The organism is Parapedobacter koreensis (genome assembly GCF_900109365.1).
GTDB lineage: Bacteria > Bacteroidota > Bacteroidia > Sphingobacteriales > Sphingobacteriaceae > Parapedobacter > Parapedobacter koreensis.
In genome coordinates, this window is the sequence record NZ_FNZR01000004.1 from 275,971 (window position 1) to 302,288 (window position 26,318).

Here is a 26,318-nt window from a genome sequence, read left to right on the forward strand (position 1 = left end):
TATGCAGCACACGGTAGAAAACTATTCATTGTTCACTGATTTTGACGTTAGCCTCTTTCGGGCAGGCAAGCATTACAAACTTTATGAAAAGTTTGGTTCACATGCCCTATTCCACGAAGGGCGATCCGGTACTTACTTTGCCGTGTGGGCACCCAATGCCGAAGCTATTTCAGTAGTCGGCAATTTCAACGGATGGAATCCCTATTCGCATGCCTTGCATGTGCGGTGGGACGGCTCGGGCATCTGGGAAGGCTTCATCCCCAATATCGGTGTAGGTGAGCTATATAAATACCGTATCCGGTCGTACCAGGGGGAAACGTTGGAAAAAGGCGATCCCTTTGCACTCCAATGGGAGCAATCGCCGGGAACGGCGTCAGTGGTCTCCACGACATGGTATGAATGGAAAGATGAAGCATGGATGCGTGCAAGACACGAGCGTAATGGCCTCAACAAGCCTGTCTCCGTCTACGAGATGCACCTGGGTTCTTGGATACGTAGTCCCGACGATCCGGACAAGTTGCTGGACTATCGCGGTATCGCGGATAAGCTGGTACCCTATATCAAGGATGCTGGATTCACCCATGTGGAATTATTGCCCGTCATGGAGCATCCGTATTATCCATCCTGGGGTTACCAAATCACCGGTTATTTCGCCGCTTCTTCGCGTTATGGGTCGCCGCAGGACTTGATGTACCTTATTGAGCAATTGCACCTGAATGATATCGGCGTGTTATTGGATTGGGTGCCTTCCCATTTTCCGGGGGACGCGCATGGGCTGTACCGTTTTGATGGCACGCATCTATATGAGCATCAGGATCCCCGCCAAGGTTACCATCCCGATTGGAGTTCTTACATCTTCAATTATGGACGCAATGAGATACGTTCATTTCTCATCAGCAACGCCATCTTTTGGTTGGAAAGGTACCATGCGGATGGCCTGCGTGTAGACGCCGTAGCCTCGATGCTGTACCTCGATTATTCGCGCAAGGAGGGCGAATGGATACCCAATGAATACGGTGGCAGGGAAAACCTGCAAGCCATTGGTTTTCTTAAAGAATTGAATGAAGCAGTGTACCAGCATTTCCCGGATGTACAGACCATCGCCGAAGAGTCTACTTCGTGGCCGGGCGTGAGCCGCCCGGTTTACAGTGGCGGCTTGGGTTTTGGCATGAAATGGATGATGGGTTGGATGCACGATACATTGCAGTATTTCAGCCGCGATCCTTTGTTCCGGCAGCATCATTATGGGCAGCTCACCTTCAGCATGTTGTATGCTTTCCATGAAAATTTCATGCTACCACTTTCGCACGATGAAGTCGTACACGGCAAAGGATCCATGGTCTATAAAATGCCCGGTGATGAATGGCAGCGGTTTGCCAACCTGCGCGCACTATACCTATATATGTATACACATCCAGGCACCAAATTGTTATTTATGGGGTGCGAATTTGGGCAGACAGCCGAATGGAATTATAATCAGTCCCTGGATTGGCACTTAGTGCAATACGAACCACATCAAGGTGTTTTTGAGTTTATCAAATCACTGAATCGTCTATACCGCAACGAGCCGGCGCTTTATGAGCACAGCTTCAGTCCAACGGGTTTTGAGTGGGTAGAGGGCGGTGACGCGTACAACTCCGTATTGGCCTATGTAAGGAAGGGGATTAGGCGGGAAGACGATGTGTTGGTTGTTTTAAATTTAACACCGATTGTACGTTATTTTTACCGCTGTGGTTTACCTTCACATGGGGAATGGATAGTGTTGCTCAACTCGGATGATCGGGGTTATTACGGCAGCGGCATTGAACAGTCTGCGGTGCAAGCAGAGCCTATTCGCTGGATGAACCAAGATTGGTCAGCCCAGCTCACCTTGCCACCGTTGGGAGGCCTCGTGCTAAAGCGGAATCCTGAAAGGCAGGGGGGCAGCACGGAAGTTCAACAAGAAGTAGTAGCGCCGGTAAAGGCTATACAAGCGAGCAAACCCGCTAAAGCGCGACGCAAAGTAAAAAAAGATCCGGATAACGAAGCATGATGCTATGGACAATGAGATAATCAGCCACACTTCCAAACCTATCATCCATTTAAGTGCCGAATGCTATCCGGTGGCAAAGGTTGGCGGCCTTGGGGACGTGGTCGGCGCGTTGCCCAAATACCTGCAAGCAGCCGGGCTATACACTTGGGTGGTCATGCCCTGGTACAACAAGCCGTTCGTCCAGCAACATGACTTTGAAGTCGTGTACAGCGGCGCTTTTTATCAAGGATCAAGACCATTGACGATAACGGTGTATAAGGAGAAAGACAACGTATTGGGCTTTGGGCTATACCTGATTAAAATTCCGGGATTGTTGGATAGGGACGAACCCTATGGATATGCCGATGAAAGCGAACAGTTCATCGCTTTCCAGCATGGCTTCCTGCACTGGCTTACGGAGACCGGTATTATGCCTGATGTGGTGCACTGCCATGACCACCACACCGGGCTCATTCCATTTTTGATGTACTACGGCGAAAAATTTGCTTCCCTGCGGCATGTACCTACGGTAGCTACCGTGCATAATGGGCAGTACCAAGGGTGGATGAACTGGAACCAAGCGATTTTATTGCCTGCTTTTGACACGTGGAGATGGGGATTATTGGATTGGGATGGGATTATCAATCCGTTGGCGGCGTTGATAAAATGCTGCACCGTGTTTACCACCGTGTCAGAAGGATACCTTCAGGAATTGATGGAGCAAGCCAACGGGCTGGAACGCCTATTCGCGATGGAACGTGCCAAAAGCGTAGGTATCGTCAATGGCATCGATACCACGATATGGAACCCAGGGGAAGATACCATGCTGCATCGAAACTATCACATTACCGATGTGCAATCCGGCAAACGAGCCAATAAGGTGTTCCTGTGCGATGCATACGGATTGGATGCCGAAAAGCCGTTGCTGGCCTATATCGGTCGGTTTGCCGGTGAGAAAGGAGCTGATCTTTTGCCGGAAATCATTGAAAACATATTGGGCGATGAGCGTGTTGAACTAAATATTATGGTATTGGGATCGGGAGACCCACAGGTGCAGTCGGCCATGGCTGATTTAGCAGCGCAATATAAAGGGAGGCTGGGCGTATACATCGGTTATCAAGAAGATTTATCGCATCGCATCTATGCGGCCGCAGATTTCCTGATCATGCCTTCGCGGGTGGAGCCTTGCGGGCTGAACCAGCTTTATTCCATGCGATATGGCACCATTCCCATTGTGCGAAAGACGGGCGGCCTGCGGGATACCGTACCGGATATCGACGAGCCGGATGGATACGGCATCACGTTTATCAATGCCATTGCCGCTGACGCGGTAGCTGCCGTATACAGGGCTTTGGAATTATATAACGATAAAAGCAGGATGCATCAACTACAAGAACAAGTCATGCGGCTTGATTTCTCCTGGGACAAATCGGCAGCTAAGTATATGGAAATTTACCAAAATATAACCGCATAAATTATGATTAAGCACAATGTGATTTCTGTCGTATTGGGAGGGGGGAAGGGTACCCGTCTTTATCCACTGACGCACCAGCGTTCCAAGCCTGCTGTTCCCATAGCGGGCAAGTATCGGTTGGTGGATATTCCCATTTCTAATTGCCTCAATTCGGGCTATAACCGGATTTTTGTATTGACGCAATACAATTCGGCCTCATTGAATTCGCACATCAAAAACACTTACAATTTCAGCGTGTTCAGCAAAGGGTTTGTGGAGATTCTGGCTGCCGAGCAGACCAACGAAGGAGAAAGATGGTATCAAGGTACTGCCGATGCTGTACGGCATTTGCAGCGCTACCTGCAACACCATGATTATGAACACTTGCTCATCCTTTCAGGCGACCAGCTGTATCAAATCGATTTCCAGGAAATGATTGAGGCCCATATCGAAACCGGGGCGGAAATCTCGGTAGCGACCATTCCGGTCAACGCCAAAGACGCCACGTCTTTCGGCATCCTCAAATCCGATGAGGGAGGAAACATCACGTCATTTATCGAGAAACCGAATAGCTCGCTGCTGCCGCCATGGGAGTCTGAAGTAGACGAAGATATGAAAGCAATGGGCAGGGTGTACCTGGCATCGATGGGTATTTACGTATTCAACAAAAATATACTGAAACAAATTCTTGAGGAAAGCGAAGGCGTGGATTTCGGTAAGGAACTACTACCTGAAGCAATCGGGAACTACAAAATACATAGCTATCAATATCCAGGGTACTGGACAGATATCGGCAACATTGATTCTTTTTTCGAAGCCAATATTGGGCTTACGGATGATATCCCGCAATTCAACCTGTTTGATAGGAACACGATATTTTCCCGCGCCCGGATGCTGCCGCCGTCCAAAGTATCGGGCACTACCCTTGACAAAGTGGTCATAGCCGATGGTTGCATCGTGGCCGCGGAGCACGTCGAGCGCTCGGTGATTGGTATCCGATCGCGTATCGGCACAGGTTCTATCATCAAAACCACCTACATGATGGGGAGTGATTTTTACCAGACCCTGCATGAGATTGAAGACGCCCGGGCTAACGGTTTTCCACTTGTTGGTGTCGGCGAAAATTGCTACATCGAAAATGCAATATTGGATAAAAGCTGCTGCATCGGAGATAATGTGCGTATCACGGGGGGGACGCACCTTGCCGATGGCGATTTCGATACCCATGCTGTCAGGGATGGTATCGTAGTCGTAAAAAAGCGGGCCGTGTTACCTGCGGGTACGGTCATTGGGTAAAAGTATTCGTACCTTTGCCCTTATGGCAAACAACGATACCATAGTCGCCTTGGCTACGGCCACCGGCAACGGCGCAATCGCCGTGATCCGGCTGTCCGGCGCTGAGGCGATAACCATAGCCAATCAGGTTTTCAAAGGCAAAGATTTAACCAAGCAACCGTCCCATACTATCCATTTTGGTACCATCCGCGATGGGGACGATATATTGGATGAAGTCTTGGTATCTCTTTTTGTCGCGCCGCATTCCTATACGGGCGAACAGGTGGTAGAGATTTCAACCCACAATTCCCGGTATATTATCGAGCGGATTATCCAACTGCTGATCCGGCATGGTGCCCGTGCAGCCCAACCCGGCGAGTTTACCTTGCGGGCATTTCTTAACGGCCGGATGGATCTTTCACAAGCGGAAGCCGTGGCAGATCTCATCGCATCTACATCAGCGGCATCCCACCAAGTAGCGATGCAGCAGATGCGGGGTGGTTTTTCCAATATCCTGAAGCAACTACGTGAGCAGCTTATCCAGTTTGCTTCGTTGATAGAGCTCGAACTGGACTTTTCCGAAGAAGATGTGGAGTTCGCCAACCGTGGGCAACTTAGCGCACTCGTTGTCGAAATCAATAGCATCATCCAAAAGCTAATTGGCTCGTTTGAGCAGGGAAACGTGCTGAAAAATGGCGTGCCGGTGGTCATTGCGGGCAGACCCAACGTGGGCAAGTCTACATTGCTCAACACGCTGCTAAATGAGGAGCGGGCTATCGTTTCAGACATTGCAGGCACCACACGCGATACCATCGAAGATGAAATCAACATTGATGGCGTGATGTTCCGTTTTATCGATACTGCGGGTATCCGGGATACACGGGATGTCATCGAAGCAAAAGGCGTAGCGCGTACCCGGGAGAAAATGCGGCAAGCACGGCTCATCATCTACTTGGCCGATCCGCAACAAGACGATAGGGCGGAAATAGAAAGTCAGGTAGCTGAAGTCGCCCAGTTGAACGTGCCTTTTGTGGTCGTGGTCAATAAAGTGGATTTGCTCAAACAGGATCAGGTGGATACCCTCCTTGCCATCGAACCGTTGTTTATCTCTGCCAAAAACAAGGTAGGTGTGGAGGAGTTGAAGCACGAATTGTTACGCAAGGTAAACTTGCATAACCTCGATATGGACGATGTCTTGGTGACCAACATCCGCCATGTGGAGGCCTTGCGGAAAACGGAAGACGCGCTGCAACGCGTGCTGCAAGGTATTGATAACGCCGTGACATCCGATTTCCTGGCGATGGACATTAGGCAGGCACTGCACCACTTGGGTGAAATCACCGGACAAGTCAGCACAGATGATTTACTGGATAATATTTTCAGCAAGTTCTGCATCGGCAAATAGCGCTACCTTTTTGGCGCTTTTGTTTTTAAACGTAATACTCGATGTGAGATTCGTTCCCTGGTATCTCCAAAAGAAGAAAAATCATCAGCTGACGGTGGCTGGAGTAGATCGCGCGCTCCCGATGCCGCCATTTCAGGGGTTACATGGAAGGCGTCAAGGATGATGGAGGGGTAGAAGTCGTTGTTGGTAGTTTGGGTACGCTGCCCCAGCCAATTCAATGAGAAATAACGCAGGCATAGCACCACGAGTACAATATACCCTTCGGGCAACAGTTTGTTGCACTGCCAGTCGATTTCGGTAGGGGCATGGTCCGTTTCTGCAACGTCGAATCCCGCACAATCAACGATTTGCACGTTTCCTTTTCGGAAGTTGAATGCGACGACAAAGATACTGAAACTGCCGTTCGGCCGGAAGAAGTTCGGTGGATAGACGATGTTATCACCAGGGACGAAAGGCCCCAGTTGGAACCGGATGGAGCCGTTGGCCGCCACATCAAGCTTAGGCGACACCGCTACCAGTTTCTCGAATGGAGCCTTCTCATTAAACGAGAATCCCTTCAATTGTCCGAGGTCGGCATCATGAAGGTCGCGCTCGCCTATTTCATTTTCAGCGGTACGGATACAGGCGGCAACGGTTGCTGTGAACCGCCGTACCATGTTGCCATCACATTCCTCATATACATTATGAAAAACGTCGCGCATGAATTTGGCTTGCCTGGCAGCCAGCCCGAATTCGAGCGCACTCAGCTTTGAGGAAAGCGTCTGTTTTACCCGTTTGGGCGATATCTGCATAATTTGCTTGTCTTTGTAGCCCCGATAAACGATGTTGTCGATTTTCCCCCTTATTTTTCCATTTTTATCCCGTGATGCCATGGTAAATGATTTTGAAGTGGTTTAAATTATTGCTATCTTTGATATAGCTACCTACCGTTTGTCCCCTTTCTTATTTTTCTTCCTACCGTATCCAGACCCTCCTGGTATCCGATTCGCTATGTATTCGCCATGTCTCAATTTAGTATCATCAAATAGTCCATAATGACTCCATGAAAACTGCCGGATTAATGGACTCATTATGGACTGTTTATGGACTCATTATGGACTCATCCCGAAGAAAGTCCCGGAAAGTCTTAGAGCGGGTGTATCTATTGTAGCAAACAATCATCAGTACGTTCAGGAACATCGGTAGATGCTTACCCAAAAATAAACAATCGTTGCTGATTATCCTAATCTATTTCAAAAAGTGGTCAGTTTAATCTTACTCTAATTTTTAATCATTGATTCCGATACACTGCATTGCTCTCGAAATGGTTGACAGAACCATGAAAAAGAAACTATGTGACTATCTTTTAGCAATTATAACCAGGATGGCGAAGTTTCTTTCACATCAACGGTCATCCGGCTGAGTTCCGCGTTTCCAAAATGGGTGACAAATGCGACATCTGCGGCATCCCGCCCATATGCCATGGATATACGGTTGCCCTTCGGTTCGGCTTGCGTGGCATCAAAGCTATACCAACGTCCACCCACATAAGCTTCAAACCATGCGTGTAGATCCATTGGCTTTAACCCAAGCAGGTATCCGGTAACCATCCGGGCGGGAATATCCAATGCCCTGCACAAGGAAATGCCAACGTGTGTGAAATCCCTGCATACACCGGTTTTTGTGGCCATGACGTCCAAGGTAGAAGATCTACTATCCGTCACGCCATATTGGTATTGAAAATGGGTATAGATCCAACGCCGGATAGTTTCCACTTGTTCATATCCGTGGTTACAGCCTATGGTAATCGCTTTTGCCTCTTCGCTTAATTTATCGGATTCACAATACCGGCTCGGCAAAAGGAAGTGAAGTATGGGATCAGGCAAGTCTACGATAGGGGTCCATCCAGCGGTGAAATCCACATCAATGGTATCTGCGCAAGCTGCTACAATGCTGCTTTGCAGCTTGACTTTCCCAGCGGGCATTACCAGTCGTTGGCACAAGTTGCCATATGTGTCGGAAAATTCCGTCATGGCGAGGTAGGGAGTGATCTGGAAGTCTTCCCGTAATACGAACTGGCTAAGGCCACTTTTGGGACGCAACATGAATATACTGGGCGTTGGCAATTCACACGTGAACTCAAGAATGCAGGAGGCTTGTATGAACATGTGAGAAAAATACGAAAAATAACGGATAACACAGTTTAGGTAGGCTTATTTTTTTTGGTTTTTTAAAACATCTTATCCGGTGCATCGCTACGAGCTTCTCCTGTTTCCTCTTCTTCGTCCACCGTTTTCCGCCGTAGTGTAAACAATCTTCGAAAATACTCCTGAAACGTATAAAACTCCTGCCGGTATACCAGTCCGAGGGCGCTCACGTAGTTTTCATTCATCGTCAGCGGCAGAAAGTTACGACTATTCAGCCGGTTTGAACCGCGCAATACCAATCGCCCGTCTTTGCGGATTAGGTACAGCAATTCGGCATCTGTGACTACACGGTCACTGAATACATTGAGATCATTGAGGTTCCGCCTGTCGGTAACCCCGCCGGTAAAAACCAAGCGATCATTGAAAAACCTAAACGACGCGCTGGCATCGTTGAGCGAGCGGATATTCAGGTCTATGAAATTGAGGTTGAGTGATTGGGCAATGAGGTTGTTGAGCTGGTTAAAAGCCAATTCCGTGCCAGCACTCAACAAGGTATTATTCAGCTCCCTGCTGAAGTCTGTGGCCGCCCCGGGAGCAAAGCTACGGCGCACGATGAGGCTCAGTGCTTGCTGATTTATATTGTTGACGTCGCTGAGGTAGCTTTGGAGTTCGTCCTTTACGTAAGGGTCATTCGGAAAATGGAGTGCAAATGTAATATCGGGGCGCATCAGGTTGCCGTTGAGGTTCATGATAGCTTGGGCCAGTACACGCTGTTCCACAGTTTCCCTTCCGGCGGCGTTGTATAAAGGCGCAAGGCTCGTGCGTTGCCCATATACCGCCGTGAGGCCAATGGTGGCGTCAGTAGGCTGCCCTGTCCAACGGATCGTGCCCCCTTGGTTGATGTCAAATATTTTATTGATGAAGTCTTGTGCAATGAATGTAAATTTACCGGCATTGATTAGGTAATCACCGAACATTTCAAAATCACCAAGGCTGGAAATGCGTAATGATAATAGCCCCTCTCCCCGTCCAGATAGCTCACCCAAGTCGGTATATAGGCTGGCTTCTGCCTCGGGCGTGATTTGTAAATCCATGTTCATGCTTAATCCCTTCAATAAGCGCGATTGGGCATGCTGTGCATCCAATGTGTCGTGGCTTACAAACCGGATGAAATCGTTGTCGCTCACGGTGCCCACGGCATTGAGCGGTATGTGGAAGCTGGTGGATTCGTTGGTGCGTGCCTGGATGTCGATGGTTATCGCATTTGTTGGGCCACGAAAAGCAAATCTTCCTGTGCCGTACGCTGTACCATAGTACGATGAGTTGTCGCGGAATGTCGTATTGAGCAGAAGAAAATCGGTTGCATCAATGACCACATCGATATCAGGTACCAATAGGTTGCTCATGTCTACTTTTCCATTGGCAATAGCTTGATTGTTTTCTGGATCGTTGATTTTAAGATTGTTGAGAATGATGGTGCTGTTTTCAAGCGCCACCTCATCATTAATGCGGTAGGGTGTCTTCAGGTAATTTACCGTAAATCCGGCGTTGTGTAGAAAGCAAGTGCCGCTTACTTGGGGTGCCAGGACTGATCCAGTGATGCGGAGGTTGGCAGATACCGTTCCATTGATATCCGAGACGAGTTTGCCGAGGAACGGTTGGAAAACCAGCAATTCACTCTGGTTGAGTGTCGCTTTCACATTCAATTTGTCCGTTTCGGCGGCGGCATTATAGGTGCCCGTGGCTGTCAATGTGTTTACGTCACCATTTACCACTTCCAATCGTACGTTTACCAGTTCGCTGGTCTGGTCAAAGTCGGCTTGCAAACGCACGTTGCCGATTTGGGTATGGTTAAAGTGTACGCTGCTAGCTTCTATATCCGCCAAAGCATACGGGTTTTTTAAAATAGACGACACGTCCATTCGGCCATTCAATACCCCTGAAAGCTCGATGCCTGATGGCAGGGTAATGGAATTAAGGGTGTTGAGGTTGAAATTTTTGAAAGTCAAGGCGGCATTGTCGTCCGCGTCGGGTGAGATGTTGCCTTCCAACTGGACAACCTGATGGTTATTTGAAATTTCGAGGCCTTGTACGGTAAGCCTACCTTCGTTAAAATAAAGTCGGGCATTTTCGTCAAGTTGCCAGGATTCCTTGTTCAATATCAGCGAGGAGGGGAGCAACTGCATTTGCAGCAGTGCGTTCTTTTCAAAATTGACCAATCCGTTTAAGTCCAGTTGATTGTTGGCGGTCACATCAGCAAGCTTCAGGTTGAAATGGAGGCTATCGTTTAAGATGACATTCGATAGGTTAATGTTATTGACATATAAGCTGTCAGTCAGGCTCATCCGATCAGCGGTGACCGATAGCCGCAATGCGCCGTCCCGTGTAGATTCATCGACAATTAGCCGTTTCACCTTCACGTTGCCATAGGACAACTGCGGCACAAGGAGGTTGAAGTAACTCAGCGTGTCTGCCGTGGAAAAATGGGCGTTCATCGATACGTCTTCGGGCAGGGTAAGCCGTGGCATGAACAAAGCGGCAAGAGGCGCAAAGTTTTTCAGTGTCAAATCGAAATCAAATGCCTGTCGGCCCACCTTTCCCACATCCCACCCTAAAGAAGGGGCAAAACGCATGGCAACCGATTTGAAATAATTACCCAGCGTGGTCAGGTCTACCGTGCCGGCCAAGCTTGCATCCGCCAGGGTTGAACGTAGCCGGAGCGTGCGTTGCCCTTCATAGCCTGTAGCGGCAAGTATCAACGAATCTACGGTGTGTGTATCGGCCCCTACCTGGAAGCTGATGCCGCGAATGGCAATATTTCCCTGAAGGTCGTTCAGTGTTTTACCTCCGAAATCAGCAGCAACATCCGCCCCATTGATGATCACCCGTTCCTTTCCATAAAGTCGGATATTAGGCAGGTGAGCGTGTCTCACATTGGCATGAAACGCATATTGGGGCCATTCGGGGCTGAAGTCGATGCCGCCCTTAGCAGTTAACCGTAGGTTAGGATCGCGTATACCGATGTCGCCCATGACGCGCAGCTTGGCAAGCTCACTTTGCAGGTCAATGTTGGTATATCGGTATCCCCGAAAATCCAAATGGCCAATGCGACCTGCCACGTTGCTATGCATATCGCGGAAGGTAAAGCCTGTACCCGTCACGGTGAGGTCAAAGCTGGCCTGTCCAAGTTGCGTTTGCGGGAATAAGGGCTCCAAATTGAACGCATCAGCCGATAATCGCCCCGAATAGCGGCCGCCTTCGCGGATGTTGAGGTTCATGTCCACATTGGCCAATCCAAGGGCTGTTTCAAAAGTGCCGTTGGCCATGAAGTCGTAATAGAAGCCCTTGAGTGTGCCTTGGTACGTCACATTTTCCAAACGGTCGAATGAGGCTGGCAGATCCAATGCAGGCAAGTTGCCCAATTGCGGCACTAACGATTCAATTGCCTCACTGTTGGTGGTCAATCGCTGGATTTGCATGTCAAAAACGGTTTGGTTGATATCGGGCAATCCGGTAACGCTAAAATCGCCCTGTACGTGCGTGGCACTGCCCAGTTGCATGGCGACGCGCTTGGCCACGAAAGCAGCTATTGTGCCGCTGAATGTGCCGGATAAGACTGCATCAAAATGCGTAGCGGCTACTTTCGGTGCAAAAAACTCGACGTCGCGGGAATCGATCTGTGCGTGGTCCAGGTTTAATTCGATGGCAACGTCCTTCATGAAATTGCTGAAAGCGGAAAAATCGGGGTATTCAAGCCGGAGACGGTTCCGCAGTAGGCTTCGGTTGGTCGCGATGTACAACTTTTGAAGCTCAATGCTGGTAGTATCTACCACAGCTATGGCGTCCATCTCGCGGAGCAGGAATCCACTTTTTTCGCGGAATGAAAGGTTTTTGATGGTCGATTTGAACAAATGGCTGGTGAAATCGATATCGGTAAAATTGCCCGAAACCTGCGCCAACTGGATGTCTTTGAAGTTGATGCCTGCTGCCGGTGAATGGTTTGCGGCCTGTTTGTATGCAAATGTAATATTGGAAAGATCAAGCGAATGGACAGCCAATGATATGCGTTGCTGCGATGGCTGTAGGGGAGCGGTGGGACTGAAGTAATCAATGATAAACGATAGGTTGGTGCCTTTTTCGAAACGCTTGAGATAAAAGCTTCCATCCGAAAGCTTCGCATGTTTGACAATCACCCGTCCATTGCGCAGCTTCCACAAATCTACTGCCGCTGTCAGCTGGTGGGCATACAGTAGGGTATCGCCGGCAGCATCCGCAATGAATAACCCATTAAGGACCAGGGATGAAAAGGGCTGGAAATATAAGCCATCAACCGACACGGTGGTATGGAGTTCGCGCGATAAATAGGAGGCAGCCTTTTTTGCAAAATAGGTTTGTACCGGCTGGTATCGAAGCGAATAGGTCAAGCCTGCGAGAAGGAGCAACAACCCAACCAGTACCCAAAGCGTTATTTTTAATATTTTTTTGATATTTTTGCTTTTGTTTAAACGTGTCCAATATCGCATTTCATGCCCATCATCCTCGGTATCGAATCATCTTGTGATGAAACGTCTGCAGCCATTAGTATAGACGGAAAAATCCATTCGAATATTATTGCGAACCAAACCATCCATGAAAAATTTGGTGGGGTGGTCCCGGAATTGGCTTCGCGCGCGCACCAGCAAAACATCATCCCCGCCGTGGATCAGGCTATCCGCGAGGCAAAAATACATAAAAATGAGATAGCTGCGGTGGCTTTCACGCGGGGACCGGGTTTATTGGGATCGTTGCTGGTAGGGACGTCATTTGCCAAGGCGTTTGCACTTGCCCGCAATATCCCGCTGATTGAGGTTAATCATATGCAGGCACATATCCTTGCGCACTTTATTGAAGATCCAGTACCTGCGTTTCCCTTTTTATGCCTGACTGTTTCTGGCGGGCATACGCAGTTGGTATTGGTGAACGGTTATTTTGAGATGGAGCTTCTGGGATACACGCTTGACGACGCAGCGGGGGAAGCGTTTGATAAAACGGCCAAAATCCTTGGTCTTCCTTATCCCGGCGGGCCGCTGATCGATCGCTATGCGCAGCAGGGCAATCCCCAGGCGTTTACCTTCCCCGAACCGCAGATTCCGGGGCTTAATTTTAGTTTCAGTGGCCTGAAAACGGCTATTCTCTATTTTGTGCAGCAAAAAGAACGGGAAGTCCCGGGTTTTTTGCAAACACACCTCGGTGATATCTGTGCCTCTGTGCAGGAACGCATTGTCTCCATCCTGCTCAATAAACTCAAACGGGCGGCACGAGAAGTCGGCGTGCAGGATGTGGCCATTGCTGGTGGAGTCTCGGCCAATTCGGGGTTGCGCAATGCGCTCATCGCATTGGGAGAGCAGCAGGGGTGGCGGGTATTCATTCCGCGCTTTGAGTACTGTACAGACAATGCAGCCATGATAGCCATTGCAGGACATTATAAATACCTTGCTCGTGATTTCGTGGGACAAGACGTAGCACCGCTGGCACGATACAACGTGTAGCGCGTTGAATGGATGAAGTAATCGATAGCTGAAAGCGGATAGCCGACAGCCAAAATATAAATCAAAACACAATGAACTGGAAACCCAATGCCGACCGTTATGAAAACATGGTATTCAACCGTTGTGGCAGGAGCGGGCTGAAGCTCCCTGCTATTTCACTCGGTTTATGGAACAATTTCGGTGATGATGTACCGCATCGCACCAAGCAAGCAATATGCCGGCAAGCACTTGACTTTGGAATTACTCATTTTGACTTGGCCAACAACTATGGCCCTCCGCCGGGAAGCGCCGAATTGGCTTTTGGCCGGATACTGAAAGAGGATTTTGCGGGGCTTCGTGATCAGCTGATCATTTCGTCAAAAGCCGGATACGACATGTGGCCCGGGCCTTATGGCGAATGGGGTAGTCGTAAGTATTTGATAGCCAGTTGTGATCAGAGCCTGAAACGCATGGGTTTGGATTATGTGGATATTTTTTATTCTCACCGCTTCGATCCGGAGACACCGCTGGAAGAAACCATGATGGCGCTCGATCACATCGTGCGTTCGGGCCGGGCACTTTACGTGGGTATCTCTTCATACAATACAAACCGCACACGGGAGGCGATGGCTATCCTGAAGGAATTGGGCACACCCTGCCTCATCCACCAGCCCAGCTATTCCATGCTCAATCGTTGGGTAGAGACGGACGGACTGTTGGATGCGCTTGACGAATTGGGCATCGGATCCATTGTCTTTTCTCCCTTGGCCCAGGGCTTGCTCACAGATAGGTACCTAAATGGCGTCCCCGCAGACAGCCGCGCCAACACCAGGGGATTTTTCCGGCGCGAGTTCCTTAGCGAACAAAACCTGGCTAATGTGCGGGCACTCCATGCCATTGCGCAGCGGAGAGGGCAAACACTTGCCCAAATGGCCATCGCATGGGTACTGCGGGGCGGGCGTGTTACTTCCGCATTGATAGGGGCCAGCAGGCCTGAGCAAGTGGTCGATTGCATGGGAGCGCTCAAGAAATTGGATTTTTCCGCTGACGAATTGGCCGAAATAGATAACTATGCAAAAGAGGGGGCCATCAATATCTGGGCAAAATCGGCAGAGCTTGAATAGGCTATCATTGTTCACGTTCTTTCCATTGCTGGGCGAATGACTTTGGGGCAACCTGGGGCAGGTTCCGGTGCTTGCCCCATGCCTTTTTGAAAAACCGATGCAGTATTAGATTTTTCAATTTTCCGCCAAATAGGTCAATGATCCGGCGTTTCGTGATGGCGAAAGTAAAACCTTTCCACGCTGTTTTCTCCGTTTTGGAGACCATGCCGTTGGCCACAGCATCACGCCGGTTGAGCAGCAGCATTTGGTGGATATCTATTTTCACGGGACATACTTCCGTACACTTGCCACATAGGCTGGAAGCATAGCTTAAGTGTTTGAACGCTTCCATCCCACGGAGGTGGGGGGTAATAATGGAGCCAATCGGGCCACTATACGTGGTATTGTAGGTGTGGCCACCCACGTTTTTATAGATAGGACAGCCGTTGAGGCAGGCACCGCAACGGATGCAATACAGGCCTTGGCGCTGCTCCTTCTGTGCCAGCAAGTCCGTGCGGCCGTTGTCCAGCAATACGACATACATTTCCTCCGGCCCGTCGGTCTCGCTTTCCTGCCTTGGCCCGCCAATGATGCTGTTATATACCGTGAGCCGCTGCCCCGTACCATGCGTCGCGAGCAAGGGCCAAAAAAGGTCGAGGTCTGCAAGGGAAGGGATGATTTTCTCAATACCTGCGATAGCGATGTGTATCTTGGGAAATGTGGTGGTCAGCCTCGTGTTGCCTTCATTTTCGGTGAGTGCAACGCTACCTGTATCTGCAATGAGGAAATTCGCACCGGTAATGCCCACATCAGCTGTCGTATACTGTTGGCGCAGAAGCTTGCGTGCCTGCAACGTCAGTTCCTGCGCGGTTGCGTCCGGCGGCGTGCCGAAATGCTGATGGAAAAGCGCCGCGATATCTTGCAGGCTCAGGTGCATCGCCGGCGTTACGATGTGGTAGGGTTTTTGGTTGAGCAATTGCACGATATATTCGCCGAGATCGGTTTCCACCGTTTTCACACCCTTGCCCTCCAGGAAATGGTTCAATTCAATTTCTTCGGTAGTCATCGATTTGGACTTCACCACGGTCTTAGCCCCGGCACGTTCCATGATTTTCCAAATCTCTTGCCGGGCTTCTTCCGCATCGTTGGCCCAGATGACTTTTCCACCTTTCCGCAGAAAATTGGATTCAAACTCGGGCAATAGCTTGTCCAAATTTTCCATCACCTTCCATTTGATGATATGGGCTTTCCGCTTGGCGTTTTCGAGGTGCTGGAACTGCAACATGCCGCTTTGGACGGCAACATCGTATTTGTCGATGTTATAATTGATGATTTGCCTGTGGCGCATGTCAAACGCCTTAGCAGCACTGTCTTTCAGAAAAGTGGATTCTTGCGTAGACGGCATAGCGACGTTTTGTTATTATCCTGATCTAATAACGTTAATTGTTGTAAAGTGTTGTTGCCACAACCCGAGCGACGGATTGCTGGGCTATTTTACAGCAATAGACAGTTCGGCCAATTGTTCGTCCGAAATCGGGGCAGGAGAATCAATCATTACATCCTTTCCTGAATTGTTTTTCGGAAACGCAATCACATCGCGTATGCTGTCTATGCCCGCAAATATGGCTACAAGCCTGTCAAAACCGAAGGCAATGCCACCATGGGGCGGAGCACCGTAGGTAAATGCATCCAGCAGAAATCCGAACTGTTTCTGGGCCTCCTCCGGTGTAAACCCGAGGTGCTTAAACATCAACGATTGCAATTCGCGGTCGTGTATCCGGATAGAGCCACCACCTATTTCCGTACCGTTGATGACCAGATCATACGCATTGGCCCGTACGTCTCCCGGCCGGCTATCCAGCAACGGGATATCTTCAGGTTTCGGAGAGGTAAAGGGATGGTGCATGGCATGGTAGCGGCCACTTGCTTCATCCCACTCCAGCAGCGGAAAATCGACCACCCACAGTGGTGCATAATTATTTTTGTCTCGTAATCCCAATTGCGCAGCCACCTCCAGCCGTAGCTCGTTCAATTGTTTGCGTACTTTGTCGGTTTGTCCGGCCATCACCAACAGCAGATCGCCCGGCTTTGCGCCGAATGCCTGTGCCCATTGCTGGAGCTGCTCGGAGCCATAGAATTTGTCTGCCGATGACTTGAGTGATCCATTTTCGTTGTAGCGGAGGTAGATAAGCCCAGTTGCACCGATTTGGGGGCGTTTTATAAAATCCGTCAGCGCGTCCAGCTGCTTGCGGGTGTAGGACGCACATCCCACAGCATTGATGCCCACTACCAGTTCGGCATTATCGAAGACGGGGAATCCTGCACCTTTGAGGATATCGTTAAGTTCGACAAAGGGCATCCCAAAGCGAAGATCAGGTTTGTCAGAGCCATATAGCCGCATCGCTTGATCGTAGGTCATGCGGGGAACCTCACCGAGGTCGATACCCTTGACCGTTTTGAACAGGTGTTTCACCAGCCCTTCAAAGAGATTGAGGATGTCTTCCTGCTCTACAAAAGCCATTTCGCAGTCTATTTGGGTAAACTCCGGTTGCCTGTCGGCCCGTAGATCCTCATCCCGAAAGCATTTGACCAACTGGAAATAGCGATCAAAGCCCGACACCATCAACAATTGTTTGAATGTTTGGGGAGATTGGGGCAAGGCATAAAATTCACCGGGATTCATACGGCTTGGCACTACAAAATCACGGGCACCCTCGGGCGTAGATTTGATTAGTACGGGTGTCTCTACCTCCAAGAAGTGTTGCAAATCGAGGTATTTTCGTGTTTCTTGCGCCAACCGATGCCGCAGTACCAAGTTGTTGCGTACCGGATTGCGGCGGAGATCCAAGTAGCGGTATTTCATCCGAAGATCATCGCCACCATCCGTATCATCTTCAATGGTAAAAGGCGGGAGTTTGGCCGCGTTGAGTACGTCGAGCGACGAGACTTTGATTTCAATTTCTCCTGTAGCTAACTTGGGATTCTTGCTCTCCCGTTCGATAACCCTTCCTGTGACCTTAATGACATACTCCCTGCCAAGTTCCCTTGCCTTGCTGCGCAGTGTTTCATCATCGGCGGTGTCAAAAACCAGTTGGGTCACGCCGTACCTATCCCGTACGTCGATAAATGTCATCCCCCCCAAATCGCGGGATTTTTGGACCCATCCACTCAATACCACTGTCTTGCCCAAGTCTGCCAGGGTCAACTCGCCACATGTATGTGTTCTATGCATTTTTACCGTTGTCTTAGGCGGCAAAAATAGCGGTTTTTCGGAAGAACACGCAGTGGTTATAAGCGGAATTTTTCTGAATAATAACGATTAATACAAGCAACCGGCATAAGCCCGGCCCAATGGCACGTTTTCGCCGTTGTTTAATAAGATGTTAGAAGCGCTGCGTGCACGGATAGCATCCCTGTTGATTAGGTATGACTTATGTATCCTGACGAACTTCTTGTTGTTCAATATGGTTTCGGAAACTTCTTTCAGGCATTTACGGAGCACGATTTTGCGCTTTGTGGTAATAAATGTCGTGTAGTTTCCCTCAGCATGGGCATAGATCATTTCGTCGATGTGGATTTTAGTTTTGTGTTTCCCATCGGGAAGAAAAATGTTTGAATTTTCATCGCGCATTTCAATATTATTGAAAGCGATTTCAATGGAAGCGTATACATCATTCCGGTTGAATGGTTTCACGATGTATCCAGCTGGTTTGGTAGATTTGGCAGCCTCAATCGTACCACGGTCGGCATGAGACGTCAGAAAGATAAAGGGAATGCGAAACGTGCTATTGATTTTATGCGCAAGGTCAATTCCTGTTTTTTCGCCAGAGAGGATGATATCAATCAGGATTAAATCCGGTTGGCTGCTTTTGATGGCTGATACTGCATCTTCATAGGTTGTAGAAACGCCACATACTTGATAGTTCAATTCTTCAAGCATGTACTCCAAATCCATGGTGATGATGAGTTGATCTTCTACAATAAGTATTTTTTTTCTTTTCATGTGGTAATTCGGTTATGCTATGTGATTATTCAATTTCAACATTCATTTAATTATGAATCTAAAGTAGGCAGGTTGTATTTAATTTGTTGTAGGAATATGACTACATTGTTGTAATTTATTCATAATCATGTTGTTGAATGGATTTCTGTAGGGATTATTCGCAAACACCGTCCTTTAATATCCAGACCTTGGAAACACTGCTGCTCGCCATGCCTGAGGCATCGTTATGTTCCTGTACTTCGTAAGTCAAAATAATACTCCCATTTTTGGGATTGCCTTTTGCAGTCAGTGCCATGGTTTCGCCTTTCTCCAATTCAACGGTTGTTCTGAATGGAAGTTCGGGGTTGTGGGTGGTCACCGCACCGGAGCTTGTCTTGTAGGTAATGGATGAGACCGAAGCCCCTTCATGGGCAAAAACCTCATAGGTGACCGAACTCGATCGGGAAAGCTGTGCCACATCGATATTGCAGTTGCATTGCACGGGAAACATATCCATGTTTTTATCACAAGACAAAAACGGGAATAGTATAAAAGATAACAGTTTTATAATTGCTAAACGCATAGTCGTACACAGGTATTTAACGATACAAAGATGTTGATAAAACATCCTGAAAATCAATAAATCCTGTCGCTATTTTTTGTTTTGTAGTCGTTCAACTACAACGTGTCTTCGGTCTTCATTACCGGCTTAAAAATCGGCCTGGTGAATACCGGAACCCCTTGAAACTAAATGTGGAAAACTTTTTTGTGGGGAAAAGTGGGAGAAAGTGGAGTAAATATCTACTTTTACATCAGTTTTTATGGGTAAAGTGCACTTATGGGCCATTTGATCGGTGAATATGATTGCAAGTTAGATGCAAAGGGGAGGATAGTCTTCCCGGCGGCGCTCAAGAAGCAGATAGCTGATGTTGAGCGTGAGGGGCTTGTTATCAGCCGGGGTTTTGAGAAAAACCTGGTGCTTTATCCAAGGAGTGAGTGGGATAAGATTAGTCGTAAACTAGCGAAATTGAATCAATATGTGGCAAAGAATAGGAAGTTTATCCGTGATTTCACGCGGGGTGCCACAGAATTAGCGTTGGATTCAGCGGGGCGCGTATTGCTGCCCAAATCGCTGCTCGAATATGGGGGGATTGAAGCAGATATCAAACTTTTATGCCAGTTTAACAAGATAGAGGTGTGGTCAAAGGCGGCATACGATAAGTTGTGGGAGGACGGCGAGGATGATGATTTCGTGGAATTGGCAGAATCGGTAATGGGTAATGATATCATGGGCGATGATGACGAATAGCGAATACCATGTGCCGGTGATGTTGCGCGAATGCATGGATGCGTTGGCGATTAAAGCCGAGGGGATTTATGTGGACGTCACATTTGGAGGAGGGGGGCATTCCAGGGAACTGTTGAAATACTTAGGGGGAGCAGGGCGATTATATGCTTTTGATCAGGACCCCGATGCGTTGCGAAACGCCATAGATGATGAGCGGTTTGTGCTTATCCATCAAAATTTTAGGTTTTTGAAAAACAACCTGAGGCTCCATGGCATAAAGGCAGTGGATGGTATCCTGGCCGATTTGGGGGTTTCTTCGCATCAGTTTGACAATGCACAACGCGGCTTTTCAACGCGTTTCGATGCCGAGTTGGATATGCGTATGGGCCAAATTGGTGAACTGGATGCCAAACACATACTTAATGCGTATTCAGAAGCAGATCTCCATCGCATTTTTGGAATGTATGGTGAGCTGCAGAATGCGCGGACGCTGGCCAAGGTCATTGTAACTGCCCGTATCAAGCATCCCATCAACACGGTTGGGGCGTTAAAAACGGTCGTACAAGACATCGTACCCAAGGGCAAATCGCATAAGTACTATGCCCAATTGTTTCAGGCCTTGCGTATTGAAGTGAATAAGGAATTGGAAGCATTGGAGGAGTTTCTTCAGCAAAGCGTTGCGGTGTTGAAACCGGGTGGAAGGTTGGTCGTCCTGTCTTACCATTCATTGGAAGATCGGTTGGTGAAGAATTTCATGGCGAAAGGAAAGTTCAGGGGTGAAGTGGATAAAGATTTTTATGGCAATGAATTAAAGCCCTTGAAAGTCATTAGCCGCAAGGCGATTACGGCAAGCGAAGATGAGATAAGCCATAATAACCGGGCGCGAAGCGCAAAATTAAGAGTGGCGGAAAAAGTTGGTGAGCTATGGTAAAAAATGCATACAAACAGCAGCCGTTGAGCGATGAGCAACAAGCCGAATTGCAGGAGACTGTGGAGGAAAAAGCTGACGCTACACGTACCTTTTTTCAGTCGCTGTTTTCTTCGGATCGGTTTTCATCCTCGGCATTTGTGGGTTACATCCCATTTATTGCTTTCGTCGGCTTGCTTGCTATCCTGTATATCGCAAATCGGCATTATGCGGAGCGGACTGTGCGCGAAATCGACCGTTTGGGCAAGGAAGTAAAAGAGATGAATTGGGATTACAAGTCACTTTCAGCGGATCTGATGAAACTGACCACCCAAACGGAAATAGCCAAACGGACGGATAGCTTGGGCTTGAAGGAGCGGACAGAGCCGCCAAAAAAGATAGTTGTTGTAAAACCAAAAAAATAGGGGAAGTATTTAATCATACGTGGCATGAATATCAGGACGGACATACTGCTTAGGGTGTATTTGTCATTTGGGCTGATTGTCCTTTTTGCGATAGCGGTATTAGCCAAGCTTTTTCACCTGCAATATGTTGAAGGCGAAGCATGGCGCGCCATGGCTGATAGCCTTTCCACGCGTTATATCGATGTAGAGGCGGTACGGGGTAATATTTTTTCAAATGATGGCAGCCTGTTGGCTACGTCTATACCGGAGTATGATTTGCGGATGGATATGCTGGCCCCTGGTATCGAGACCGATGAGGATTTTTATTCCAAAGTAGATTCGTTGGCGGCTAAACTTTCCGCATTTTTCAACGATAAATCTTCCGCGCAGTATGCCCGTTTACTGAGAGAGGCACGGAAGAACAAAAACAGGTATTATTTAATCAAACGCAATGTAGGCCATCAGGAGCTGAAGCAAATCCGGGAATTTCCCGTTTTCAACCTGGGCAAGTATAAAGGAGGGTTGATAGCCGAACGCAAGAACAAACGGATACTTCCGTTCACAAACTTGGCGGCACGGACTATCGGGTATAAAATACCCGCGGAAGACGTGAATGTGGGATTAGAAGGGGCGTATGGCGAATACATTGACGGCAAGAGCGGCAAGCGTCTGGTACAGCGGATTGCCGGCGGTGTGTGGATGCCGGTGAATCGCGAGGTTGAAGTAGCGCCCGTAGATGGCGCAGATATCATATCCACCATCGATGTCAACATACAGGATATGGCCCAACGGGCCCTGGAAAAGCAGCTTATTGCCAGCGACGCAGACAATGGTTGTGTGATATTGATGGAAGTGGCGACAGGTGAAATACGGGCGGTAGCTAATTTCACGAGGGATACTGATGGTAGCTATCGCGAGAAATTCAATTATGCCATTGCGCAAAGCGCCGAGCCGGGCTCTACGTTTAAGCTGGCATCCTACCTCGTCGCGTTGGATGATGGAAAAGTGGATACGAATACCATCGTGGAGACAGGCAATGGGACTTATCGCGTGCACCGGCATACCATCAAAGACACCCATGCGTACGGTACGGTGACGGTGAAGCAAGCTTTTGAATTGTCTTCCAATGTAGCCATTACGAAAATCATCAATACACATTACAAAGACAATCCAGCAGCATTCACCAAACGCTTGCATGCCTTACACCTCAATGAGCCGCTGGGTTTGCAAATACCGGGTGAGGGCAATCCGCTGATCAAGACCCCCAGCAGCAAGAGTTGGAGCGGGCTCTCCTTGCCACAGATGGCTTATGGCTATGAGTTGAAAATGACGCCCCTTCAGATGCTTACGCTATATAATGCCGTGGCCAATAATGGCAAGATGGTGGCACCCTTGTTTGTAAAAGAGATTCGGCACCTGGGCAATACCGTTGAACGATTTGAAACCCGTGTAATCGAAGAACGGATAGCATCAGACCGTACAATTGGCAAGTTGCGTGCGATGCTGGAAGGTGTGATGCTGGAAGGTACGGGCAAGCGGCTGCGCAACCCGCAGTTTGCTACCGCCGGTAAGACCGGTACTGCACAGATGGCCGATGATGCGGCTGGATATAGCGCACGCCGGTATCAATCGTCATTTGCTGGATATTTTCCGGCAGACAACCCGAAATATTCAATGATTGTCGTCATCAGGAATCCACGCAACGGATATTATGGCGCTTCCATAGCCGGGCCTGTATTCCGCGAAATGGCCGACATGGTTTATGCGAATGATCTCAACCTGCACCAGGATTTTGAGCGGATGCGGTTCGTAGGAAACACCGAGCCGCTCCCTTCGCTTAAAGGGTCAAAAGCAGCCACGTTGCGGGTCTTCGATGCACTGGGTGTCAAAACAACTTATGCATCATCGACACCGATGCAGCATATCGATACCGTAAAGGGTATCCCCTTTTCAGATGAAGAGATTAGCGAAGGGATGGTGCCCGATGTAAAGGGTATGGGGCTCATCGATGCCCTGTATGCCCTTGAAAATTCGGGCTATCGGACCAAGGTAAAAGGCAAGGGGAAAGTGATCACACAGTCATTGCCCGCAGGGCAAAAAGTAAAAATGGGTGCATCTGTATTGATTGAATTGAACTGAAATGATAGCGCTTAAAGACATACTTCATGGCATTCCGGTGCGTCAGGTCATGGGCAACTTGAATGTGGCCGTATCAGACCTGTGTTTTGATTCGCGGAAAGTGGTGCCCAATGGTATGTTTGTGGCGGTGCTTGGTTTACATACAGATGGGCACGCATACATCGATGCAGCCATAGGCCTTGGGGCAACGGTGGTGATCTGCGAAAAATTGCCTGAAGCAATCCATGATGATGTCACCTATATTCAAGTAGATGATAGTGCGTTTGCGTTGGGTGTGTCGGCTTCCAATTATTTCGGAAATCCTTCCAAGAAGCTGCGCCTTGTTGGCGTCACCGGCACCAATGGAAAAACCACGATCGTTACGCTGCTCTACAAGCTGTTCCGGAAATTGGGATACGAGGCTGGTTTACTCTCCACCGTACACAACCTCGTAGGGGACAACGTCGTAGCGGCTACACACACGACACCGGATCCGTTGGCCTTGAATAAACTTTTGCACGAAATGGTTGAGGCGGGATGCGACTATTGCTTTATGGAAGTGAGTTCGCATGCCATCGTGCAACAACGGATAGCTGGCCTGAATTTCGCTGGCGGAATATTTTCCAACATTACGCATGATCACTTGGATTTCCACAAAACATTCGATGAATACATCAAGGCTAAGAAGGCCTTTTTCGATGGACTTGATCGGTTTGCTTTTGCGCTGTCCAATGCCGATGACAAGCACGGCTCGGTGATGCTCCAAAATACATTTGCCCATAAAAAAACCTATGGCATCAAGAGCATGGCCGATTTTAAGGCAAAAGTCATCGAAAGCCATTTTGATGGTATGTTGCTTAATCTCGATGGCCAGGAAGTGTGGGTGAAGCTGGTGGGCAATTTCAATGCTTATAACCTATTGGCCGTTTACGGCGCAGCCATCTTGCTTGAGCAGGAGACGATGAAGATCCTGACCGCGCTAAGCAATATCACTGGAGCCGAGGGCCGTTTTGATACCACCATCTCGAAGAATGGTGTGATTGGCGTGGTGGATTACGCCCATACGCCCGACGCGGTACAAAACGTGCTGGAGACCATTCAGGGCTTGCGTAAAAACAAGACACACATCATCACGGTATTGGGATGCGGTGGTGACCGGGACAAAACAAAGCGGCCGGCAATGGCGGCTGTCGCCGTGAAACATAGCGACAAGGTAATCATTACCTCGGACAACCCACGCACGGAAGATCCCCTGCAGATTATCCACGATATGGAAGCCGGCATCTCTAAAGACGAGCGGCGCAATGTGTTTTCCATCGCAGATCGGCGTGAGGCGATACGTGCGGCATGCCACTTGGCCCAACCCGGAGATATTGTATTGGTAGCAGGTAAAGGGCATGAAAAATACCAGGAAATTAATGGCCAACGCCATGATTTCGATGACAAAGCAGTTTTGATGAACGCATTTAACGAGCAATAACGCGCGATATGTTATATTATTTATTTACCTGGATAGAAGAGTACACACATATTCCCGGATCGGGTTTATTCCAGTATATCTCATTTCGCACAGCCATGGCTGTTATTGTGTCGTTGGTCATCACTACGGGCTACGGCAGCCGCTTGATCCGCATTCTGCGGGCTAAGCAGGTGGGGGAGACCATCCGGGATTTGGGGCTTGAGGGCGAAAAGCAGAAACAGGGCACGCCCACGATGGGTGGATTGATCATCATAGCTGGCATCATGCTGCCCACCTTGTTATTTGCCAAATTGGAAAACATCTATGTCATCCTGATGCTGATCACCACCGTGTGGATGGGTACCATTGGCTTCGTAGATGATTATATCAAGGTATTCCGCAAAAATAAAGAGGGCCTAGCCGGTAGGTTCAAAATCGTAGGCCAGGTCGGATTGGGTGCTATTATCGCTTGCACCATGTACTTCCATCCCGGTATCGTCGTACGGGAGCAAGTGACAAATCCTGCCCCGAATAGCGAAGTACAGCTGCGCGTACAGGAAGATACGGGCCGGAAGTTTTATACGAGAGATATAAAATCGACCAAAACGAACATACCCTTTTACAAAAATAATGAATTCGACTATGCCAAAGTGCTCAGTATATTCAATCTCAATGACCCTACACTCACCTTTATCGTTTTTTTAGTATTTATCGTTTTTATTGTAACAGCCGTATCCAACGGCGCCAACATCACCGATGGGATCGATGGGCTCGCTACGGGCACATCGGCTACCATTGGTGGTACCTTGGCAATTTTGGCTTATGTGTCGGGGAATGTCATTTTTTCGGATTACCTGAATATCATGTACATCCCCAATTCAAGTGAGCTGGTAATTTTCGCCGGAGCATTTGTGGGCGCTTGCACTGGATTTTTGTGGTACAATTCCTATCCCGCTCAGGTATTCATGGGCGATACGGGCAGCCTGGCAATTGGTGGTATTATTGCCGCCTTTGCTGTATTGATTCGTAAGGAATTGCTCATTCCCATTTTATGCGGTGTATTCCTCATTGAAAATCTTTCGGTGATCATGCAGGTTTCCTATTTCAAATACACCAAAAGAAAATATGGTGAGGGACGGCGGATTTTCAGGATGTCGCCCCTGCACCACCACTATCAGAAAAAAGGGTACCACGAGGCAAAAATCGTCACGCGGTTTTGGATTATAGGCGTTATCTTGGCGATTTTGACCATCGTAACATTAAAAGTGCGCTAAACGTAA

Annotated in this window: 19 protein-coding genes; 12 read left to right on the forward strand and 7 right to left on the reverse strand. The window is 48.7% G+C overall.

The window, feature by feature from the left end:
• Window position 1 precedes the first annotated feature (1 nt).
• Genes glgB through mnmE form a run of 4 tightly spaced genes read left to right on the forward strand, consistent with a single transcriptional unit; the run spans window position 2 to window position 6,144 of the window.
• A complete protein-coding gene (gene glgB, locus BMW65_RS12580; protein WP_090605848.1) occupies window positions 2-2,032 on the forward strand; it encodes a 1,4-alpha-glucan branching protein GlgB in 2,031 nt (676 codons plus the stop codon).
• A 4-nt stretch (window positions 2,033-2,036) separates the two neighbouring features.
• On the forward strand, window positions 2,037-3,485 hold the full coding sequence (locus BMW65_RS12585; protein ID WP_090605849.1) for a glycogen synthase: 1,449 nt from the start codon (window positions 2,037-2,039) through the stop codon (window positions 3,483-3,485).
• A gap of 6 nt (window positions 3,486-3,491) precedes the next feature.
• Window positions 3,492-4,760, forward strand: a complete 1,269-nt coding sequence (locus tag BMW65_RS12590) for a glucose-1-phosphate adenylyltransferase (protein ID WP_090606022.1) — start codon at window positions 3,492-3,494, stop codon at window positions 4,758-4,760.
• A 22-nt stretch (window positions 4,761-4,782) separates the two neighbouring features.
• A complete protein-coding gene (gene mnmE / locus BMW65_RS12595) occupies window positions 4,783-6,144 on the forward strand; it encodes a tRNA uridine-5-carboxymethylaminomethyl(34) synthesis GTPase MnmE (protein ID WP_090605851.1) in 1,362 nt (453 codons plus the stop codon).
• Between the two features lie 2 nt (window positions 6,145-6,146).
• Here the strand turns inward: mnmE and BMW65_RS12600 are convergent, their stop codons facing one another.
• The 3 genes from BMW65_RS12600 to BMW65_RS12610 form a co-directional block, all read right to left on the reverse strand.
• On the reverse strand, window positions 6,147-7,016 hold the full coding sequence (locus tag BMW65_RS12600) for a hypothetical protein (RefSeq protein ID WP_090605852.1): 870 nt from the start codon (window positions 7,014-7,016) through the stop codon (window positions 6,147-6,149).
• Between the two features lie 480 nt (window positions 7,017-7,496).
• Complete coding sequence (locus BMW65_RS12605) at window positions 7,497-8,228, reverse strand: transglutaminase-like domain-containing protein (protein WP_218145400.1); 732 nt, start codon at window positions 8,226-8,228, stop codon at window positions 7,497-7,499.
• Between the two features lie 125 nt (window positions 8,229-8,353).
• Window positions 8,354-12,715, reverse strand: a complete 4,362-nt coding sequence (locus tag BMW65_RS12610; RefSeq protein ID WP_177181111.1) for a translocation/assembly module TamB domain-containing protein — start codon at window positions 12,713-12,715, stop codon at window positions 8,354-8,356.
• Between the two features lie 81 nt (window positions 12,716-12,796).
• On the opposite strand from BMW65_RS12610, the gene tsaD reads away from it, so the two are divergent.
• Window positions 12,797-13,798: a tRNA (adenosine(37)-N6)-threonylcarbamoyltransferase complex transferase subunit TsaD gene (gene tsaD / locus BMW65_RS12615; protein WP_090605857.1), complete on the forward strand. Its 1,002-nt coding sequence runs from the start codon at window positions 12,797-12,799 to the stop codon at window positions 13,796-13,798.
• A gap of 71 nt (window positions 13,799-13,869) precedes the next feature.
• A complete protein-coding gene (mgrA, locus tag BMW65_RS12620) occupies window positions 13,870-14,901 on the forward strand; it encodes an L-glyceraldehyde 3-phosphate reductase (protein ID WP_090605859.1) in 1,032 nt (343 codons plus the stop codon).
• A gap of 4 nt (window positions 14,902-14,905) precedes the next feature.
• Here the strand turns inward: mgrA and BMW65_RS12625 are convergent, their stop codons facing one another.
• The 4 genes from BMW65_RS12625 to BMW65_RS12640 form a co-directional block, all read right to left on the reverse strand.
• Window positions 14,906-16,285 carry a LutB/LldF family L-lactate oxidation iron-sulfur protein gene (locus tag BMW65_RS12625; protein ID WP_090605860.1) on the reverse strand — a complete coding sequence of 460 codons (1,380 nt, stop codon included), beginning with the start codon at window positions 16,283-16,285 and terminating at the stop codon, window positions 14,906-14,908.
• 84 nt (window positions 16,286-16,369) lie between these two features.
• The gene (aspS, locus tag BMW65_RS12630; protein WP_090605862.1) at window positions 16,370-18,112 is read right to left on the reverse strand and encodes an aspartate--tRNA ligase; all 1,743 of its coding nucleotides are present in this window, start codon (window positions 18,110-18,112) and stop codon (window positions 16,370-16,372) included.
• Between the two features lie 87 nt (window positions 18,113-18,199).
• Complete coding sequence (locus tag BMW65_RS12635) at window positions 18,200-18,883, reverse strand: response regulator (RefSeq protein ID WP_090605863.1); 684 nt, start codon at window positions 18,881-18,883, stop codon at window positions 18,200-18,202.
• 154 nt (window positions 18,884-19,037) lie between these two features.
• A complete protein-coding gene (locus tag BMW65_RS12640) occupies window positions 19,038-19,379 on the reverse strand; it encodes a hypothetical protein (protein ID WP_090605864.1) in 342 nt (113 codons plus the stop codon).
• 321 nt (window positions 19,380-19,700) lie between these two features.
• On the opposite strand from BMW65_RS12640, the gene mraZ reads away from it, so the two are divergent.
• The 6 genes from mraZ to mraY are packed head-to-tail and all read left to right on the forward strand — an operon-like array spanning window position 19,701 to window position 26,312.
• A complete protein-coding gene (gene mraZ, locus BMW65_RS12645) occupies window positions 19,701-20,171 on the forward strand; it encodes a division/cell wall cluster transcriptional repressor MraZ (protein ID WP_090605867.1) in 471 nt (156 codons plus the stop codon).
• A complete protein-coding gene (gene rsmH / locus BMW65_RS12650; protein ID WP_394332220.1) occupies window positions 20,158-21,081 on the forward strand; it encodes a 16S rRNA (cytosine(1402)-N(4))-methyltransferase RsmH in 924 nt (307 codons plus the stop codon). Before mraZ ends, rsmH begins: the two co-directional genes overlap by 14 nt.
• Window positions 21,075-21,482 carry an FtsL-like putative cell division protein gene (locus BMW65_RS12655; RefSeq protein ID WP_090605868.1) on the forward strand — a complete coding sequence of 136 codons (408 nt, stop codon included), beginning with the start codon at window positions 21,075-21,077 and terminating at the stop codon, window positions 21,480-21,482. Before rsmH ends, BMW65_RS12655 begins: the two co-directional genes overlap by 7 nt.
• Before the next feature lie 24 nt (window positions 21,483-21,506).
• Window positions 21,507-23,600, forward strand: coding sequence for a penicillin-binding protein (locus BMW65_RS12660; protein ID WP_090605869.1), 2,094 nt, complete (start codon window positions 21,507-21,509; stop codon window positions 23,598-23,600).
• Window position 23,601: 1 nt separating this feature from the next.
• A complete protein-coding gene (locus BMW65_RS12665; RefSeq protein WP_090605871.1) occupies window positions 23,602-25,059 on the forward strand; it encodes a UDP-N-acetylmuramoyl-L-alanyl-D-glutamate--2,6-diaminopimelate ligase in 1,458 nt (485 codons plus the stop codon).
• A gap of 8 nt (window positions 25,060-25,067) precedes the next feature.
• Complete coding sequence (mraY, locus tag BMW65_RS12670; RefSeq protein WP_090605873.1) at window positions 25,068-26,312, forward strand: phospho-N-acetylmuramoyl-pentapeptide-transferase; 1,245 nt, start codon at window positions 25,068-25,070, stop codon at window positions 26,310-26,312.
• Window positions 26,313-26,318 lie beyond the last annotated feature (6 nt).